This window comes from Spirochaetota bacterium (genome assembly GCA_030154445.1).
Lineage (GTDB): Bacteria > Spirochaetota > Brevinematia > Brevinematales > Brevinemataceae > Brevinema_A.
Genome location: JAGUQW010000001.1, coordinates 16,101 through 34,264 on the forward strand (window position 1 = coordinate 16,101; position 18,164 = coordinate 34,264).

Sequence of the window (18,164 nt, forward strand, 5' to 3'; positions counted from 1 at the left end):
AAAATATACAAACTGCTATGAGCAATTAATGTAAATTTACCAATGGTACGGTATTAGACAAGTGGGTACATTACTTTAAAATGAAAAAGAATTATCCATAGATAATCCAATGCTATTTTAAAAGCATAAGATAGAAAATAAACTATTTCTAGTTTATTAAGATATAAGCATATCTTAATAAACTAAATTAAACTTATTGTCAATAGGTATTTTGTTTTAGCTTGGTATTGCATTTTATTTATATAAATAGTATGATATAAAATGCTAACAGTGCTAGGAGAGCAGAATATGAGTTTTAATCCTGATACATTTAAATTACCTCTTTTACTACCTAGAATTACTAAATTTGATCTTGAAACAAAAGAGATTCTTAAAAAATGTGCAGAAGCCAATAGATATCTTGGAGAATTGAAAGGTGAATGTAAAAGTATTCCCAACACAGGCGTTTTGGTTAGAACACTAGCATTACGAGAAGCTCAGAAAAGCTCAGAAATTGAAAACATTTTTACAACACAAGAACAATTATATAAAGAAATTGTCAGTGATACTATTAAAAATCCAAATGATAAAGAAATTATTAATTATTTTGAAGCCATAACATACGGATTTACTAGTGTATTAAAAAAAAAAGTACTATCATTAAATGTAATTAAGAACATACAAGCTAAAGTTAAAGAAAACGATCAAGGTTTTAGAAAAAATACAGTAGAAATACAAAATGAAAAAGGTGAAACTATATATATCCCACCCACTGATATAATGTATATGCAAGAACTATTAACAGAGCTAGAAATATATACAAACACACCAGAAAAACACGATGTTCATACTCTTGTTAAAATGGCTATTATTCATTATCAGTTTGAAAGTATTCATCCATTTACTGACGGTAATGGGCGTGTCGGTCGTATGATTAATGTGTTGTATTTGATTCTTAACAATTTATTGTATACTCCTATATTGTATTTAAGTCGTTATATTGTTGAAACAAAGTCACAATACTATTCTGGATTACAAAATATTAGAGAAACTAAAGATACTAATAAAGAAGAAATGGCGTGGCAAACTTATATAAACTATATCTTAGATGGAGTTATACAAACAGCTAAAGATGATTTAGCAATGGTAAGAAGTATTAGTATTTTAATGATAAGAGCTAAAAAATTAATAAAAGAAGAGTGGCAATTAAAATTTTATAGCCATGAACTGATTAATCATCTTTTTGAACATCCATATACAAGAATCGAATATATGCAGAAAGCACTCAATATAAAAACTCGTAAGACAGCCTCAGAATACTTAAACACTTTAGTTGATAAAGGATTTTTAGTATTAGAAAAAAAGGGAAGGAGTAAATTTTATATAAACACCTCTTTTTGGGATTTACTCTGTAGTAAAAAGTAATATAAGCAAAAAAATCACTTTTCTATACATATTCAAAATGATATGTGTAAAAAAATCGCTTTTCTATACATATTCAAAATGATATGTGTAAAAAAATCACTTTTTTATACATATTTAGATTCAATGATAGAGAAAAAAAGAAAAATAACAAAATAAAGCCACCCTATAATAAGGGTGGCTTTATTTATTTATCATAGATTAATTTCTATAAAGTAGAAAGATCTATCATCCCTTCAAAGACTAGATCCGCCCCACCTTTCATTATCATCGTTCCATCATCTTTTTGAGAGATAAAGAGAGTTCCTCTTTCTAGTATTATTTCTACGATTTTACTAGGATCAAATTTGCCTAGATACATACCCAAGCCAGCTACAAAAGTCGCTCCTGTCCCACATGCCAGCGTATGCCCAGATCCTCTTTCCCACACTCTCATGATCGCTTGTGTTGACGAGATTATGTTCACAAATTCTACATTCACCCCTTCAGGGAAAAGAGATTTGTCTTGTTCAATCAAATTACCTATAGTACAAAAATCACAGCTGGTGACATCTTCTGACAAAAAACAAGTTGCATGTTTTGAGCCTATCCCACCCACATAAAAAAGTAATTCTTGATTATTATACAAATAAGTAAAAACAGAAATTCCTTCTATTTTGTGTTCATCGGGAGAACAAAAAGGAATATTTTTAGGATCAAAATCCAAACAACCCATCTCAACAAGAGCTGTATTCATTTTTTTATTTTGATCAAATTCCATCTGCACAGACAAAGACCGATTATTAGTTTGAATAAAAAGAGGATTCTTATTGATGATTTTCTTATCCCAAAGCAATTTAGCTAGTTCACGAATTCCATTACCACACATATCGCCTTCAGATCCATCGCGATTAAACATACGCATTCGACAATCACAAGTATCAGATGATTCAATGATAATAACCCCATCTCCACCTATACCAAAATTTCTATCCGACAATTTTGGCACATAAGGAATTATCTGTGTTACAAGAGAAGAATTTTTTAAGGCATTGAAAAAAATATAATCATTCCCCAATCCATTCATTTTTGTAAATGATACTTTCATACTAGCTGTTTCCTTTTTTTTAAGTATTGTAGCAAAGACGAGAAGATATTTTTCACAAGATCTTATAACAAAAATACTTATTCTATGATCTATTCAATTTTTACAGTACCAAACTATAAAGCCCCCTTTCGGAGGCTTTAATAATTTATTATTTAGAAAGAGAATTAAGCGTAGCGTTCCATTAATTTCATTTTACGAACTTTTTTCTCAATTTTACGCTGAACAACAGCTTTTTTACGCTTGCGTGTTTCGGATGGTTTTTCATAAAAACGGTGTTTTTTTTCCGCTGTTAAAATACCATCTTTTTCTACTTCTTTTTTAAATCTTTTGATAGCGCTTTCTACTGTTTCGCCTTCTCGTATTTCTACTAATAACATGTGTTCTCCTGGAATTTACAAATCAATGACCTGCTAGATTATGTCCTAGCTGTTCGCCTGCAATAATATGAAAATGAACATGATTGACTGTTTGTCCACCATGTTGACCATTATTATTTACAATACGATAACCTTGATTGTCAAGATTATTATCCTGTATAATGATTTTTATTGCTCTCAATAAATGAGCTAGAGTGTTGTCCTCTATATTGTGAAAGTGTTGACAACATTGCTTGGGAATTATAATAATATGAAACAGTGCAACAGGATGCATATCCTTAAAAGCAAGAACATATTCATCTTCATAAACCCTATCTGCTGGGATAATATTATCTACAATAGAACAAAAAATACAACTCATCGTCTACTCCTTTGTTCTTTTTTTAGGTAATTCCATCAGTGATTTTATGCATCACCTCCTTCACAAATCAATTTAATTCTACAACATTTATAGAGAAAAATCAAGTAAATCATTTAATTTTTTATAAAATAATTATTTTATAAATTTATTTGAATATAATCTTGACAAGAGATTAATTATATTTAATAATATATCATAATATTTATAATCACTTTTGGAGGAAGTTATATGTCTGTACAAGATGATCTAGATAAAAAACAATGGAAACTTTTAGATGATGATGATGATGATTTAGATAATAATAAAAAACCATGGAACAATAATGATAAAGAAGAGATTTGGACTGATAATGATGATGATGATGACGACGACTGGTTAGATTTTGATAAATAAAAAAAACATCTGGATAATCCAGATGTTTTTTGTTATATTATACTAAAATAATATTATTATTAACTTGTTCAAAAAAAATATTAATACAATCTATTAATCAAGTACTCTAATAAGTCATTCCATAATAGTTGATATTCTGATCGAATATTCATTTTTAGAATGATCCCTTCCGCAAATTTTTTATACGATAACAGATCATTATTAATTGATTCTTGTGCCCCAGAAGATATATATAATTCTTGTATTTTTGTTAGATTATCATCTTTACCGAACAATCCCTTTGATTGTGGACATCGTTTTAATAATTCCAAACGGCAAAGTGTTTTTTTGTTCTCTCTGATATCACCCCCCGTACTTTTACCTGTTTTATTTTCAGAGATATAGTTTAATTCATCGTCTTTAATTTGAAACAATAATCCAGCTAAACGACTAAATTCACTAATATGATTTTGATCTTCTATAGAAGCATTTGCCAAAATCATCCCAGATAAGAAAGGTAGGTAAAAAGTATAATTAGCTGTTTTATGTTGAATAATAGTATATATTTCTTCTTTAGATATCTCATTATCCTGAGACGCACGATAGATTTCAAAAGCTTGACCCAAGGCTGTTTTAGAAAGTTCTTTGGAAAAGAGTTGTACTAATTTAGAATGATGGTGAAGATAAGAAAACAAATGAAATAGTGTAATATCGCCTACACATATTGCTAATGATTGAGCTGTATGTTTAGTATTATGAGAAGAGTTTGCTAAAATTTTTTCATACATTTTATGCATTGAATCTTTGTTTCGACGAAAATCATCGTTATCCATAATATCATCATGGATCAATAAAGCTGTTTGTGCTAATTCTATAGCACTAGCTGTTTGAATAACAGATTTGTCTAGTTTTTTCCCAAAAGATTCTGCAGCAAAACAAACAAAACATGCTCTTAATAATTTGCCTCGAGAGGTATATTCACAAATATTATCTGCTATTTCTCGAGCATTGGGAAGTTCTAATAAAGCGATATCATTACATTGAGAGGAAATTTCTTTTAAAATACGAGGTTTTAAAGTATCTAAATATTTTTGTAATACCATACAAGCCTCTATATTTTTTCCAGATAATCTACAATTTCTTTTTCAATAAATAATGGTGTTGATGTAGAAGAAACCACTAATACTTTATTTATATTGTTCCATGACATTCCTTGTTGTTGAAGATGTATCAAATTTTGAATAAAAATAGTATTTTTTGATGCTTTTTTTAAGATAGCGTATAATTTTTTAGAATTAGAACTAGTAGGATCTCCTATAACTATAGTGAAATCAACATCTTTCTGTAATTGAATAGATTCTTGTTCTTTATTTTCAGTAATAGAACAAATTGTATCTTTTACAGTAATAGGTAGATGAGAAATATTTTGTTGTATCGTTGTACATAATTCTTCAAAAAATTCCCGTGAATGCGTAGTTTGAGAAATAATAAAAATACGCTGACACTCTTTAGGAATTACTTTATGATAGTCTTTGATAAAAAGATCCAACTCTATTTTGCTTTCTATTACTAGAAAACATTGAGCATAGCTAACTAAACCTTGAACCTCTGCATGATCAGCTTTGCCAGAAATAATTACAAAAGAATTATCATTGGCTGCTTTTTCTACATTTTTTTGTACTCTTTTTACAATAGGACAAGTCAAGTCCTTAAGAACAAATTTGTCAGCAAGTGTTTTTTCTTCATGACGAGAAATACCATGAGTACGAATAACCAAAGTATCTCCTTGAGACAAGCTATCTATAGCTACAGAACTAATATTATGTTGTTGAAGCATAGAGATATAATTTTGATTGTGTATCAACGGTCCATGTAAGTTGACTTTATTAGATGTTTCTTTTATTTTGAAAACACCATCTTCTGCTCTCTTAACTCCTGGACAAAAACCAGATGTTTTTGGTACAATAACAATCATTTTATTTCTCCAACAATAATTCTAATTTTATTAGTTCAATACCAGCTTTAGCACAGAATTCTTGAGAATATGAATTTGATTTATCATAAGGATTCAAATAAATGATTTTTTTAATTCCAGCAACAACACTTGATTTGATACAATTTTGACACGGTTGTAATGTTGTATATAGGACAGATTCATCGACAGATATACCTTCACGAGCAGCCCATAAAAGAGCATTCATCTCAGCATGAATAGTAGTGTTTTCGGAAAAAATATGATGTGCCTCTCTCTCCGTAGGATCTCCACAAAAATGATCTGAACAATCTTCAGGGAAACCAGAAGGAGTACCATTATAGCCATGAGAAATGATTCTATCATTCTTTACAATAACAGCTCCTACTTGAAAATAAGTGCATTTCGATGCTTTAGCAGTCACTAAAGCGTGTTCCATAAAGTATTGATCTCTATTATACATTTGCTAACCCTTCATTGATAACATGATATTAAAATATAAAAAAAAGAGAACTATATAGCTCTCTTATGTTGTATTGGGTAATAACGGATTCGAACCATTGACCCCCTGCATGTCGAGCAGGTGCTCTAACCAACTGAGCTAATCACCCTTTTTTAATTAATAGAAATAATTATAACATATCACTAAAAAAAAATCAATTAAAATAGTAAGTTTATTTAAGATTACCTATAATATATCCGAAATATTTAAATACTTAAAGTGTCTTAATAACAATTTGTAGTTATGCATAACTAAATAAAATCATACTACAATTAGTCATCATTATATTTTTATATAAAACTATTGATTATTATATAAAAAAAATGTATAATAACTTATATTTTAGTATATTTTTTTCTATTTTATTAATAGAAAATTTGATTATAGTAAATTAAAAATAAAATTATATAGTATTTTAGATGGAGGTCTTATTATGTCAAAGAAATTTACCAACCCATTACTAATGATAATAACAATCATTTTACTAAGTGCCTGTAAAACAGTAGATAAATCTGTAGAAAAGATGGTATTCCAACGCCAGTCAGCACCCATTAAACAAAGTGATCCTCACAAAAACTCATTTATTAGAGATATACAGGGTACTTATGAAATGATAGATGGTAAAACATTTACAGTAGATGGATCTGGATTTTTCAAATTAGGTGAAACTGAATTTTTCTTACAAGAAGTTCTTAATGGATCACAAGCTGTGTACGCATCTGCAGAGCCTTCTATAAATAGTAGAAAGAAAGTCTACACTTATCATGGAATTGTAAATACAGGAAAAAGACTCTTAAGCGTTGCTCATAAAGCACCTTCTGATAATACCCGTCTTCTTACAAAAAAAGACACAGAATATGCATGGGAAGTAAATACATTCCAAGCCGAAAATATCAATTGGGAATCTGGATTTTCAACACCATTTGCAACAAAAGTAGATCTAAAAAGATAATTTTTTTTTATTAAACTTATATTATATACAAGATAAGGCTATAACTATCTATTTAGTTATAGCCTTATTGATATCTAACTCTTAATCATTTTTTTTTAAGGATACTTTGTTATGACTATTTCTCGTATTATCATATTATGTATAGCGCTCCTACCAATTTTTACTTACAGTATATCCCTTCCATTAACAATTAATAATTGGGGGAAAGTCCAAGCATTTAATTGGAATGGTATAACTCCGCTAGCACTAGATATCAAAATAGGGAAATATTACGAATTAGCAATTATTCTTCCTAATAAAAAAAAGATATCTCTAAAAAAAGATATCTCTAAAAATATGGAAAATGAAAATCAATATATTTTTTATCTCGAAGATACTTCTATTTTAAATTCTATTAATAATTTTAATCTTCAAATTATTAATACAAAAAAATCATGGCCTCTAAATTCTTCTATCACTAAAATCACTAAAAAAACTTCTCCACCAAAACTATCTCTAATTTCTGCATCTGACTCTGTAGAACATGGGGGGGCAGGATTAGTAGTAATAGAAAGTGAAAAATATAACAATTTAAGTACGCTAGCATTTCTAGATGAAAATAATATTGCTTTTTATCCTCAAACATTTCAAAAAGATGGTTTCTATACTATTTTATTTGCTTGGTACACAGATCATTCAACTAAATGGACTAATCAATACATATTAGCAATGGATAAAGCTGGTAATACCAATACATTGATATTATCTAAAGTAACTCCTCGAAGTAGAAAATATAAACAAAGTGTTATTAATTTACCAAAAGATTATGCCAAACAAAAAGCAAAAGAACTAGAATTATCCAAAGAACAAGCTGCAAAACTTGAAGGTAATATAACAGAAATTAATAAAATTCTAGCACAACAACGAACTTTTGAACGTTGGAATAAAACTAGAACATCTTTTTCAGAAAATGCTAAAAAAATTATTAAAAAACCTCTCATATTTTCAAAACCAGCTCTTCCAATGAGTAATGCTATCACTACTGCTACTTATGGGGATCAACGTAAATATTTTTATCAAAAAAAACAAGTCCGTACTTCTGTACATCGAGGACTCGATTATGCTTCTTATAAAAACACACCTATATACGCTTTGCTCGATGGAACTATTATATATGCCGATTGGTATAGTGGAAATGGGAAATCTGTTATTATTGATCATGGATTAAATACCTATTCTCTTTATGCTCATAATTCAAAAATATTAGTCACAGAAGGGCAAAAAGTTAAGGCTGGTACTCAGATATCTATCAGTGGCACAACGGGTCAATCTACAGGAGATCATTTGCATCTATCTATATTTATTCAAGGGATGTTCGTTGAGCCTAAAGAATGGATTACAGCAAATTCTATCGATAAAATTTTTCATAAACCTCTAAAAGAAGCTAGCGAGTATATCAAAAATATTACTAATTAATTTTATAAATATCATAATTATAACAAAAAAAAGATCTCTCTATAAATAGGGAGATCTTTTTTAATGACTAATTTATAAAATATCTTTTTGTGTAAAAGGTTTTAAAGATGCTTTTTGTATTGGTAAAGAAGGATTTACCGCATCAAATATAAGTACATGTTCTGATAAATCTTGAGATAATTTATACCCTGTTAAAGCAAATTTTGTTGCTTCAATGTCAGTTTTTTGTTTGAATTCTTCAAGTACAGATTCGTAATATGATTTGGTAGCAAACTGTGATTTGAATTTGGATTGAATTGATTGTAATGTTTTGAAATCTACTTTAAAAGATCCATGTTGTGCTAATTCTTTTTTCCAAAACACTACTTTTTCGGAAGATCCTCGGGCTGCTTCAAATAACATTCTATCTAAGGAAATTTCTAATTTCTCATAAGCTACGAGATCATTGATTTTAAATTCTCCTTTATCAAGAAAATTGTGAACCATTCTATGTTCTGTAGAAATAGCATAAATATTTTTAATAGGGAATTTAGATTTTGACAAATAATAAGCAGCTAATACATATTCCATATTATCAGCAGGAATCACTAAACTCACTATATCATTATAAAAGCGTTGTCTTTTTTCTTCTGTAGCATGCAAGGCTTCTATCATCGTCGCTATATGACCTACAATACGAAAAATATTTTTCTGATCACAATACAAACTTTGTTGTTTTAATAACTGTTCCTTAAGAGTTTTATCTGTTGTATCAATAGAAAAAATATTAGTATTTTCTGTTTCAAGGGGCGTACCATTTGTATTATCTAAAGGGATCAGAATATTTTTTTTTTCTAAAGAAAAAGCTTGTTGAAACGCAATTCCTGTATCATCTCCATTAGCTAAAAAATATAAATTTTTATTCATTTCTTCAGGAAGAAAATTTTCAAATAATCCTGCCAGTAATAATTCCGCTAATAATGATAAGTGATTTTTTGGACGCCATACAGAACAATTAGTAGAAATACTATGCAAAGTCCCAATATTATTAGAAATAATAGGTAATACATCTTTTAATTTTGGATGTTGATCTGTATAAGCAGCTACAACCTCATGCAGACGAAGTGCATAGTCTCTTTCCATAACAATTTCAGGATCAATAAGAGGCACTCTATCGGGAGTGTATGCTAATTTCCCATTTAAAACTCCCATAAAAGTTCTAAATCCTTCAGCTCCATAGATAGATAAATAACGCATAAGATCTCCTAAAATAAATACAATATATTATTACAGATAAAACATTTAAAATCAAGATAAAAAAATAATTTGTTATAATATTTTATGAACATATCTAATAAAATTGTCTAAAAATAACATAAAAAATGTATTGACAAAAAAGCAATATTAGTTATATAATATTACAACATATATCATTTATATGAGGTTATAAAAATACTATGGGCATTATATTTTTAATTAACCAATTTTAGAAAAACAATAACATTACTGTCAAATTATGGAGAACTTATGAACCAATTAACGACAGGATCTTCAATACTAATGATTATTGTTGCATTAATAGGAATTTTATCCGGTTATCTCATTCGATTAATTATCGCTCAACTTTCAAGCAAATCTGTAGAACAACAAACTAAAAGATTACTTGAAGATACAGAAAAAAATGCTGAATCACGTAAAAGAGAAATTATCTTAGAAGCAAAAGATAAAGTTTTTGAAGAACGAAAACAATTCGATAAAGAATCCCGTGAACGAAATAATGAAATCCAACAAATGCAACGCAGATTAGTACAAAAAGAAGACTCCTTAGAGAAAAAATTCGATATAATCGAAAAAAGAGAGAAGACTCTTAGTGAAAAAGAAGAAGATAATAAAAATCTTCAAAAAGAATTAGTAGATGCAAAACAAGAACATTTACACGCTTTAGAAAAAGTTGCTGAGTTATCTGCCCATGAAGCAAAGCAACAAATTATCAGTAAAATAGTTGATGAAGCCAAACAAGAAGCCGTGCCTTTAGTTCAAAAAATTGAAGAAGAAGCTAGAGAAGAAGCTGATCAAAAATCAAAAGCAATCCTAATTACAAGCTTAGAAAGAAATGCTGTAGAAATTGCTACAGAAAAATTTATCACAACAGTAAATCTTCCAAGTGATGATATGAAAGGGCGTATTATTGGTCGTGAAGGTAGAAATATTAGATCATTTGAATCCATCACAGGGGTAGACTTAATTATTGATGATACTCCTGAAATCGTGGTTATTTCTTCTTTTGACCCATATAGAAGAGAAATCGCTCGTATTGCTTTAGAAAAACTTGTTCAAGATGGTCGTATTCACCCAACAAGGATTGAAGAAGTTGTAAACAAAATTCAAAACGATATTAATTTAGAAATTGTAGAAGCTGGTAAACAAGCTTGTCAAGAACTAAAACTAAATTTACCAAGAGGACTTTATCCTTACATTGGTAGACTTAAATATAGAACAAGCTATGGACAGAATGTTTATAAACATTCTATAGAAGTTGCAAATATTGGCGGTATGATTGCAGGTGAATTAAATATTGATATAGAATCTGCAAAAATAGCATGTTTATTACATGATATTGGTAAAACTATCAAATCTACTGGAGAAGGTGGTCATGCTATCTTGGGTGCTGAAGTAGCACGCAAGTTTGGATTAAGTGATAGAATTGTCAACGCAATTGCTTGTCACCATGGCGAAGAAGAATGTAAACATATAGAAGGTTCTATTGTAATGCTTTGTGATGCTTTATCTGCTGCAAGACCTGGAGCAAGAAGAGAATCATTCGATGATTATATCAAGCGTTTACAACAACTTGAAGAATTATCACTTTCTTGTGAAGGTGTTGAAAAAGCCTTTGCTATTCAAGCAGGGCGTGAAGTTCGTGTATTTGTAACGCCTGAAAAAGTTACTGATGAGCAAGCTTATCTTATTGCCAGAGATATTGCTAAAAAAATTGAAGATACTATGCAATATCCTGGTCAGATAAAAGTAACACTTATTCGAGAAATGCGTGTTACAGAATATGCAAAATAATTTAATTCGAAAAATAAAAAAGGTGATATTATAAATGCAATTAAAATATGTATACAACCATCCTTACAAGTTTATAATATTATTTATTTTAATATTTTTTTCTTTTTTAAGTTTTCAAGGAATGTATTTTTCACATTGGGGAGACGCAGAAATATATTTGAATATTTCTCAAGTATTATTTAATAATAATACTTTATATAAAGATGCTGTAGATACCAAACATATAGGATTTTTATTATTTTATTATTTTTTATATTTTCCTTATGCCTTTTTTTTTGATACTGTACAGTATTTTCCTATATTGCATGGATTTTCATTGAGTATTTTATACTTTGGAATCGGAGCGTTAAGCTACAAAATAACAAATTCACTATATGATAAAAAATTAAGTTTATTAACAAGTATTTCTATATTGTGTGTTATTTTTGGAAATCAACATTCTCTATTTATCAATCAACCTCAAGTTGCTATATTGTTTGTTTTCATTTTTTTATTATATTTACACAAAACTTTTATAAAACAAAGTTATTTTAATTATTTTGTATACGGTGTATTATTAGCTTTAGCTTTTACTATTAGTCATATTTTAATACCTCTTGTTTTAATAATTCCGTTTTTAGTATTACAAAAAGATATCTTGATTAATAAAAATATTTTCACGGCTTTTTACAAATGTACTATCGCTGCATTAGGATTTTTATGTATCATCAGTATTTTTATTATTTATTTATACTCCCAAAATGCATTAAATGACTGGCTTTACTGGAATACTATTTATCCTTTAACGGTTTATACAAAAACAACTCAATTTACTATGTTAAATGGGTTGATATCATTTGATTCTTCAAATGATATTTTAAAAATGATATTGATATTTTTATCATTTTTTGGGATTGGTAATAATTTTAAATTTCCTCTTAGTTATTCAATAGTAACACACTATTTTTTTATTATTTCTTGTGTAGTTAGTTTCATAATATTTATTTATAGAAAATATATCATAAAACAAAATTTTAATCTTTCATCTATAGAATACACATTAATGTTTTTTGGATTTCTTTCTATTATTTCTCGATTTTTAATTTCAAGAGTATCTGGATCTGATTCTTATAATATCTATCTTTTGCCTTTTATTATTTGTTATTTTCCTTTGTTTTATCAATTTTTTCCTTTATTCAAAAAAGTAATGAGTTATGGAATAGTATTAGTTTTATTTATCAATTTAACATACATTCCTTTTAGATATTTTTTATATCCCTCAAAAATAACTATCCCAAATTATATGAAACAACTAACTATCTTAAATCCTAATAAAAAACCAACGGTAATTAATTATCCGTGGCACACTAGTTTATATTCTACACAATGGAAACCATTATTTTATGCTCATATTGTTGTAGATAACTATAATTTTTATGAAAAAGTAATACATTTACAACCAGAAATATTTTTTTATTCTTCAACACAAAAAATTATTAATCCTAATAATTTTCTTCCTTTTATAGAAAAAAATTATCAACAAGTTCTAGAAAATACTTATATTAGAAAAGATATGGTATCTTCATGGAATTTACCCCAATAAATTTTTTTTAATACATAAGAGGAATTTATGTCTCATTTCTCAAATCCAGAAAATTATTCTCTTAAACAATCTGCTAGTCATATAAAACAACTCCCATCTAACTCTAATTATTTTATTTTAAAAAAAGCTAAAGGTGTTTATCTTTATGATATCGATGAAAATAAGTACACTGATTTTAATTTGAATAATGGTACTATTTTTACAGAACATTCTCCAAAAAGACTAACAAAATTTATTAAAAATGTTTTATCTTCAGGATTAAATAATTGTGGATTTTATCATAAATTCACTTTCAAAGCTCAAAAATATTGGCAAAAAATTACTAATTTAAATCATATAGGATTTCACACTTCTTTTGTAGAAATGATACTTTCTGTTATTAATACGCTCAAGATGAGCAACAAAATATGTATTGGATATACTACAAAAGCATTATATCATCAATTAACACCATTAGCACATCTTATTTTGTTAAAAAAAATAGATCCTTTTCAAGAAATAAAAGATATTGATATATTATTAATAGAAGAATTTAATGATGACCTAGTAACTACTCAAATAAATAATATATCTATCCCTATTATAAAAATACACAGTCGTTTTTTATTTCGTACTCCAAACATCAAAAAAGAAAACTTCTTTGAATCAGACTATCTCCATTTTATTACTACTACACCTTTTGGTGGAAAAAGCATAGGAGTTCTTGCCAGTAATATACCTATTGATTATGCTCCATCTTCTTTTGATGATGGTATTTTGTACCTTGAAGGGGCTAAATTATTCGTTTCTCTTTCCTTATCTCATACTCTCAAATTTTCACATCCTCAATTTAAATGCTATCAAGGATTTGCTAAAAGTCATATCCATTTAGATAATCAATTTTTTTTAAAACATGGAATTTATATACAAGATAATATATTATATTTTTCACCTTATCATACACAACACGATTTTAGAAGACTCTATCAAGTTTTGAATAAATATTTTATTACATTTTCAATCGATAACCTTGACCAAAAATAGTTTCCAAATATTTAGGATTTCGACTATCATCATTAAACATTTTTCTTAATGCTACAATATTAGTATCAATCACCCGATCCGTAACTACTTTAGATTCAGATATCCATATTCTATCTAACAAAATTATTCGAGAAACAACTTGTCCTCTATATTCCAACAATAATTTCAAAATTGATAATTGTTTTCTAGTAAGTCTGTATGTTCTATTATATTTACAATATGTTTCATCTATTAATGACAAAACTCCTTCAGCAACAATAATATTTGTATTATTATTTTCTAAACTATATTTTTTGGAACTCAATACTAAAAGCCACTGCCATAATTGATGATAATAGTATTCCAAAATATTACTTTCTGAAATTTTTAATATAAAAAATAATTCTTGTGTTATTATAACATCATCCATAGCTGTAATATCATCTACAATTATTACGCATATAGTATTAGGAAATTCTAATTTAATATTTTTGATAATTTCTTGATAATTTTTATAATGTTGGGAAATCAAAAATACAGTAAAGAAATTTATTGTCGAAACAGGGTTTATTAAGGAAGAAAAAGATAAATGAAAATAATATTGTTTTGCTATTTTTTCTATTTTTTTCACATCAAGATAGGCACAACCTACAGCTAATGCATGAAATTCTAAATTCATCATATTTAATTTAATTTTCATTATTTTGACCTTTCTATTGATTTTAATTCAAAAATAATTCTTAAAGCATCTAAAGGAGTTAATGAATTTGGATCTATACTAGAAATAAATTCAAACATCTTATCTTTTTGAATAGTATAAATATCATCTTTACTAAATAAATTATTATCATCATCTGTTTTAGTTTGTTTTGTATTAAAAAATGTTCCTTGCTCTAATTGTAACAAAATATCTGTTGATCTTCGAATTACATTAGGATCAATTCCTGCCATTTCAGCAACATGTATTCCATAGCTTTTAGATGCTTTTCCTTCTATAACTTTTCTTAAAAAGATAGGTTTTCCTTTATTTTCTTTAATAGCCATACATAAATTTTTCACACAATTAAAACGAGCAATTTCCGTCAATTCATGATAATGAGTAGAAAACAACACCTTTCCTTGTTTATGTGGGTGTAAAAGTAAATGTTCTAATATTGCCCATGCCAAAGACAAACCGTCTAGTGTAGAAGTTCCTCTACCAAGTTCATCCATAATCACTAAACTTCTAGGAGAAATTTTATCAATAATCATTGCAGCTTCTTGCATTTCAACAAAAAAAGTAGAACGACCAGCGCCGAGATCATCCGAAGCTCCAATTCTTGTAAAAATTTGGTCTACAATTCCCATTGTTGCCGATTCGACGGGTAAATAACTTCCTATTTGAGCCATCACAGCAAACAGTGCGTTCTGCCTTAAGTATGTAGATTTTCCAGCCATATTAGGCCCTGTAACAATAGATATTCTAGAATTTTTATTAATATTTGTATCATTAGCAACAAATGTTTCTTTTACCAATAATTTTTCGATAACAGGATGTCTTCCTTCTTTTATATCCCAATCAAAAGCATCGTTCAAAATTGGTTTACAATATCTATTATTTTTAGCTACAATAGCTAACGAACTTCTCAAATCTACCTCTGTAATAAATTCACTCAAAGGAATCAATTTAGCATAATAAATTTGCATACTAGCTACAAAATTTTCATATATCTCTCTTTCTAAACGAAGAACAGCTTCTCTTGCTTTTGATATTTTTTTTTCAAACTCATCTAAAACAGGAATAGAAAAACGCTCTGCATTTACAAGGCTTTGTTTACGAATATAATGCTCTGGAGCATTTTTTGATGCAACTTTAGATATCTCTATATAGTATCCAAATATCTTATTGAAAGATATTTTTAGTGTGTTGATCCCTGTATTGATTCTTTCTTCTGCTTGCAATTGAATAAGATATTTGTTACCATTTTCAAGAATATCTTTATAAGAATCTAATTCTATATTAACACCAGATCTTATCACATGACCATCTATCAAATTAGAACATTCTGGATTAATCATAGAATAAATCAGAAAACAAAAATCCTCTAAAGGTGTTAGTGTAGCCATATAATCATTAAAAGGTACTGCTGATTTTAGAAAATTTTTCACCTTTTCTGATCTTTCTATTGTATCCACAAGTGCCAAACACTCTCTTGGAAGAATTTTACCCGTTATCAAACGAGCACTTAATCGTTCCAAATCACTCATTCCTTTTAAAATATCTTGAATAGATCCACAACCCCCAGCAAGATTCATAAAATATTCTGTGCGAGCTTGTTGTCGCAAAATATCAGATAATTGTGCCGAAGGTGCTACTAACAATCGTCTTAATTTTCGAGCAGCAGGCATTGTTTTTGATTTGTTTAATATAGAAAATAATGTTCCCTTCATAGAAAAATCTTTAGCATTATAAACAATTTCCAAATGTTTAAGCGTATCTTCATTCATAAACATAGTATCCATTGTTTTAAATTGTATAGGAGTACGCAAGTGTTTTATACTATCTTCTGCAAAATGATTTTCTTCCAAATAAGTAAAAAGTCCTTTTAAGCTTAATAGTTGAGAATCAGAAAAATCCATCGGATTAATATTATTAGCTTTTATATAAAGTTTAAAAAGATTGTTTTCAAGAAAATAATCTTTTACTAATACTCGAAGTGTTTCTTGATGTGTTTTTAATTCTTCTTTTATAGAAAAATTATAGAAAAATTCATGCATACACAGTGTTTCTACAGGCATATAACGCATCAGTTCATCTGATAAAAAGGCCACAGGATTCATCTCTTGAGAAGATCGTATAATAATATCACCTGTAGAAATATCAGCAAAAACAATAGATAATTCTTGATCGGTATAAACTACTATAGCTAGAAATGAATTTACAGATCTATCAAGCAAAGGATTTTCAGACCAAGTTCCTTTAGTTAATATAGAAACTACATCTCTTTTGACAATACCTTTTGCTTGAGATATATCTTCAACTTGTTCACAAATAGCTACTTTACAACCAGATTCTACTAATTTGTAAGCATATTGTTCTAAAGAATGGTAAGGGAATCCACACATTGGTCTATCACTTCTTTTTGTAAGAGCAATATTAAGAATTTTAGCTGTTTCTAATGCATCTTCATTAAAAACTTCATAAAAATCTCCTAAACGAAATAACAGAATTTTATCCATATGATTTTTTTTAATTGAGTCATATTGTGATTCCATAGGTGTTTTTTTAGACATGTAAACCTCATTGAAATAATATCTTTTAGTATATATTTTTTATAAAAAATTATCTATCAAAAAATCCCAATATATATTGGGATTTTTTGATTTTAAAATTATTTTAGATTAATTGTCTTGATATTCTATAACTTCATATTGTTCAAACATTTGAATATCTGTGTATCCCAGCTGATATAATTCTTGTGATATCTTTTCTGCCTTTTTTTTATCTTTAATTGATCTGATTTCAAGAAAATAAAGTTCTTCTTTATAATAAATTCCAATAGCTACATCTAATTGAAGTTCATTAATATCTCTAAGAATAATATTAGCAACAGATAAATCCTTCACTTGAGCGATACGAATAACAAAACCTTTATTTTCTGAAAAACCATATTGTCCCGCAACTCCTGCTGATTGTTCAGCAAATTTTGCTACTTGGTATTCTAAACGGGCTATTTCAGGTGAAACATATTGAATTTGAGGTTCTTCTATAGCACTAGCATAAATAGGCTCTAAAATAAAATCAATTTGAACATCATCTTCTGTAGAAGGTGGAATTATTGATACTACTGTTTCTACTGGAGCAACTTCTACAAGAGTAGCTGTATTAGTGTAAATATTAGTCAAAAAATGCTCTATAAAATTGGTTACTATATTAAGCCCGCCATTTGGCATATTAATTAAATTTGTTATAACTTTTTCTACTATATTTGTAATTACATTAGTTTTATCAAAAGCTCTGTTAATTCTATTTGTTACTACTAATTCTGCTATATTTGTAATTACATTAGT

At 28.0% G+C, this 18,164-nt stretch carries 17 protein-coding genes and 1 tRNA gene; 7 read left to right on the forward strand and 11 right to left on the reverse strand.

Annotated features, from left to right (window positions below):
• The first annotated feature begins 288 nt into the window (after positions 1-288).
• Positions 289-1,404, forward strand: a complete 1,116-nt coding sequence (locus KFW21_00065) for a Fic family protein (GenBank protein ID MDK2817828.1) — start codon at positions 289-291, stop codon at positions 1,402-1,404.
• Positions 1,405-1,609: 205 nt separating this feature from the next.
• Here KFW21_00065 and dapF read toward each other — a convergent pair whose 3' ends face one another.
• From dapF to KFW21_00080, 3 genes are all read right to left on the reverse strand, one after another.
• Positions 1,610-2,488, reverse strand: a complete 879-nt coding sequence (gene dapF / locus KFW21_00070; protein MDK2817829.1) for a diaminopimelate epimerase — start codon at positions 2,486-2,488, stop codon at positions 1,610-1,612.
• 164 nt (positions 2,489-2,652) lie between these two features.
• Positions 2,653-2,865, reverse strand: a complete 213-nt coding sequence (gene rpsU, locus KFW21_00075) for a 30S ribosomal protein S21 (protein ID MDK2817830.1) — start codon at positions 2,863-2,865, stop codon at positions 2,653-2,655.
• 22 nt (positions 2,866-2,887) lie between these two features.
• Entirely contained in the window at positions 2,888-3,226 is a 339-nt protein-coding gene (locus KFW21_00080; GenBank protein ID MDK2817831.1) for an HIT domain-containing protein, read from the reverse strand.
• A gap of 228 nt (positions 3,227-3,454) precedes the next feature.
• On the opposite strand from KFW21_00080, the gene KFW21_00085 reads away from it, so the two are divergent.
• Positions 3,455-3,619, forward strand: coding sequence for a hypothetical protein (locus tag KFW21_00085; protein MDK2817832.1), 165 nt, complete (start codon positions 3,455-3,457; stop codon positions 3,617-3,619).
• Between the two features lie 80 nt (positions 3,620-3,699).
• Here KFW21_00085 and KFW21_00090 read toward each other — a convergent pair whose 3' ends face one another.
• The 4 genes from KFW21_00090 to KFW21_00105 form a co-directional block, all read right to left on the reverse strand.
• Positions 3,700-4,701: a polyprenyl synthetase family protein gene (locus tag KFW21_00090; protein ID MDK2817833.1), complete on the reverse strand. Its 1,002-nt coding sequence runs from the start codon at positions 4,699-4,701 to the stop codon at positions 3,700-3,702.
• 8 nt (positions 4,702-4,709) lie between these two features.
• On the reverse strand, positions 4,710-5,573 hold the full coding sequence (gene ispH, locus KFW21_00095) for a 4-hydroxy-3-methylbut-2-enyl diphosphate reductase (GenBank protein MDK2817834.1): 864 nt from the start codon (positions 5,571-5,573) through the stop codon (positions 4,710-4,712).
• Position 5,574: 1 nt separating this feature from the next.
• Complete coding sequence (locus tag KFW21_00100; protein ID MDK2817835.1) at positions 5,575-6,033, reverse strand: dCMP deaminase family protein; 459 nt, start codon at positions 6,031-6,033, stop codon at positions 5,575-5,577.
• A 74-nt stretch (positions 6,034-6,107) separates the two neighbouring features.
• Positions 6,108-6,181 (reverse strand) — tRNA-Val (locus KFW21_00105).
• Positions 6,182-6,505: 324 nt separating this feature from the next.
• On the opposite strand from KFW21_00105, the gene KFW21_00110 reads away from it, so the two are divergent.
• Together KFW21_00110 and KFW21_00115 are read left to right on the forward strand one after the other, a co-directional pair.
• A complete protein-coding gene (locus tag KFW21_00110; GenBank protein MDK2817836.1) occupies positions 6,506-7,024 on the forward strand; it encodes a hypothetical protein in 519 nt (172 codons plus the stop codon).
• A 111-nt stretch (positions 7,025-7,135) separates the two neighbouring features.
• Positions 7,136-8,479, forward strand: coding sequence for a M23 family metallopeptidase (locus tag KFW21_00115; GenBank protein ID MDK2817837.1), 1,344 nt, complete (start codon positions 7,136-7,138; stop codon positions 8,477-8,479).
• Positions 8,480-8,551: 72 nt separating this feature from the next.
• Here the strand turns inward: KFW21_00115 and KFW21_00120 are convergent, their stop codons facing one another.
• A complete protein-coding gene (locus KFW21_00120; protein ID MDK2817838.1) occupies positions 8,552-9,715 on the reverse strand; it encodes a hypothetical protein in 1,164 nt (387 codons plus the stop codon).
• Positions 9,716-9,985: 270 nt separating this feature from the next.
• On the opposite strand from KFW21_00120, the gene rny reads away from it, so the two are divergent.
• From rny to KFW21_00135, 3 genes are read left to right on the forward strand one after another with little or no spacing between them, the layout of a single operon-like run.
• Positions 9,986-11,530, forward strand: a complete 1,545-nt coding sequence (gene rny / locus KFW21_00125; GenBank protein ID MDK2817839.1) for a ribonuclease Y — start codon at positions 9,986-9,988, stop codon at positions 11,528-11,530.
• Between the two features lie 34 nt (positions 11,531-11,564).
• Positions 11,565-13,112 carry an oligosaccharide repeat unit polymerase gene (locus tag KFW21_00130; GenBank protein MDK2817840.1) on the forward strand — a complete coding sequence of 516 codons (1,548 nt, stop codon included), beginning with the start codon at positions 11,565-11,567 and terminating at the stop codon, positions 13,110-13,112.
• Between the two features lie 27 nt (positions 13,113-13,139).
• Complete coding sequence (locus KFW21_00135; protein MDK2817841.1) at positions 13,140-14,135, forward strand: hypothetical protein; 996 nt, start codon at positions 13,140-13,142, stop codon at positions 14,133-14,135.
• On the opposite strand, the gene KFW21_00140 is transcribed toward KFW21_00135, so the two are convergent.
• From KFW21_00140 to KFW21_00150, 3 genes are all read right to left on the reverse strand, one after another.
• The gene (locus tag KFW21_00140) at positions 14,101-14,814 is read right to left on the reverse strand and encodes a winged helix-turn-helix domain-containing protein (protein MDK2817842.1); all 714 of its coding nucleotides are present in this window, start codon (positions 14,812-14,814) and stop codon (positions 14,101-14,103) included. The two genes, KFW21_00135 and KFW21_00140, sit on opposite strands and share 35 nt — an antisense overlap.
• Positions 14,814-17,387, reverse strand: coding sequence for a DNA mismatch repair protein MutS (mutS, locus tag KFW21_00145; GenBank protein MDK2817843.1), 2,574 nt, complete (start codon positions 17,385-17,387; stop codon positions 14,814-14,816). Before mutS ends, KFW21_00140 begins: the two co-directional genes overlap by 1 nt.
• Before the next feature lie 108 nt (positions 17,388-17,495).
• The coding region (locus KFW21_00150; protein ID MDK2817844.1) for a hypothetical protein at positions 17,496-18,164 on the reverse strand (669 nt) is incomplete at its 5' end.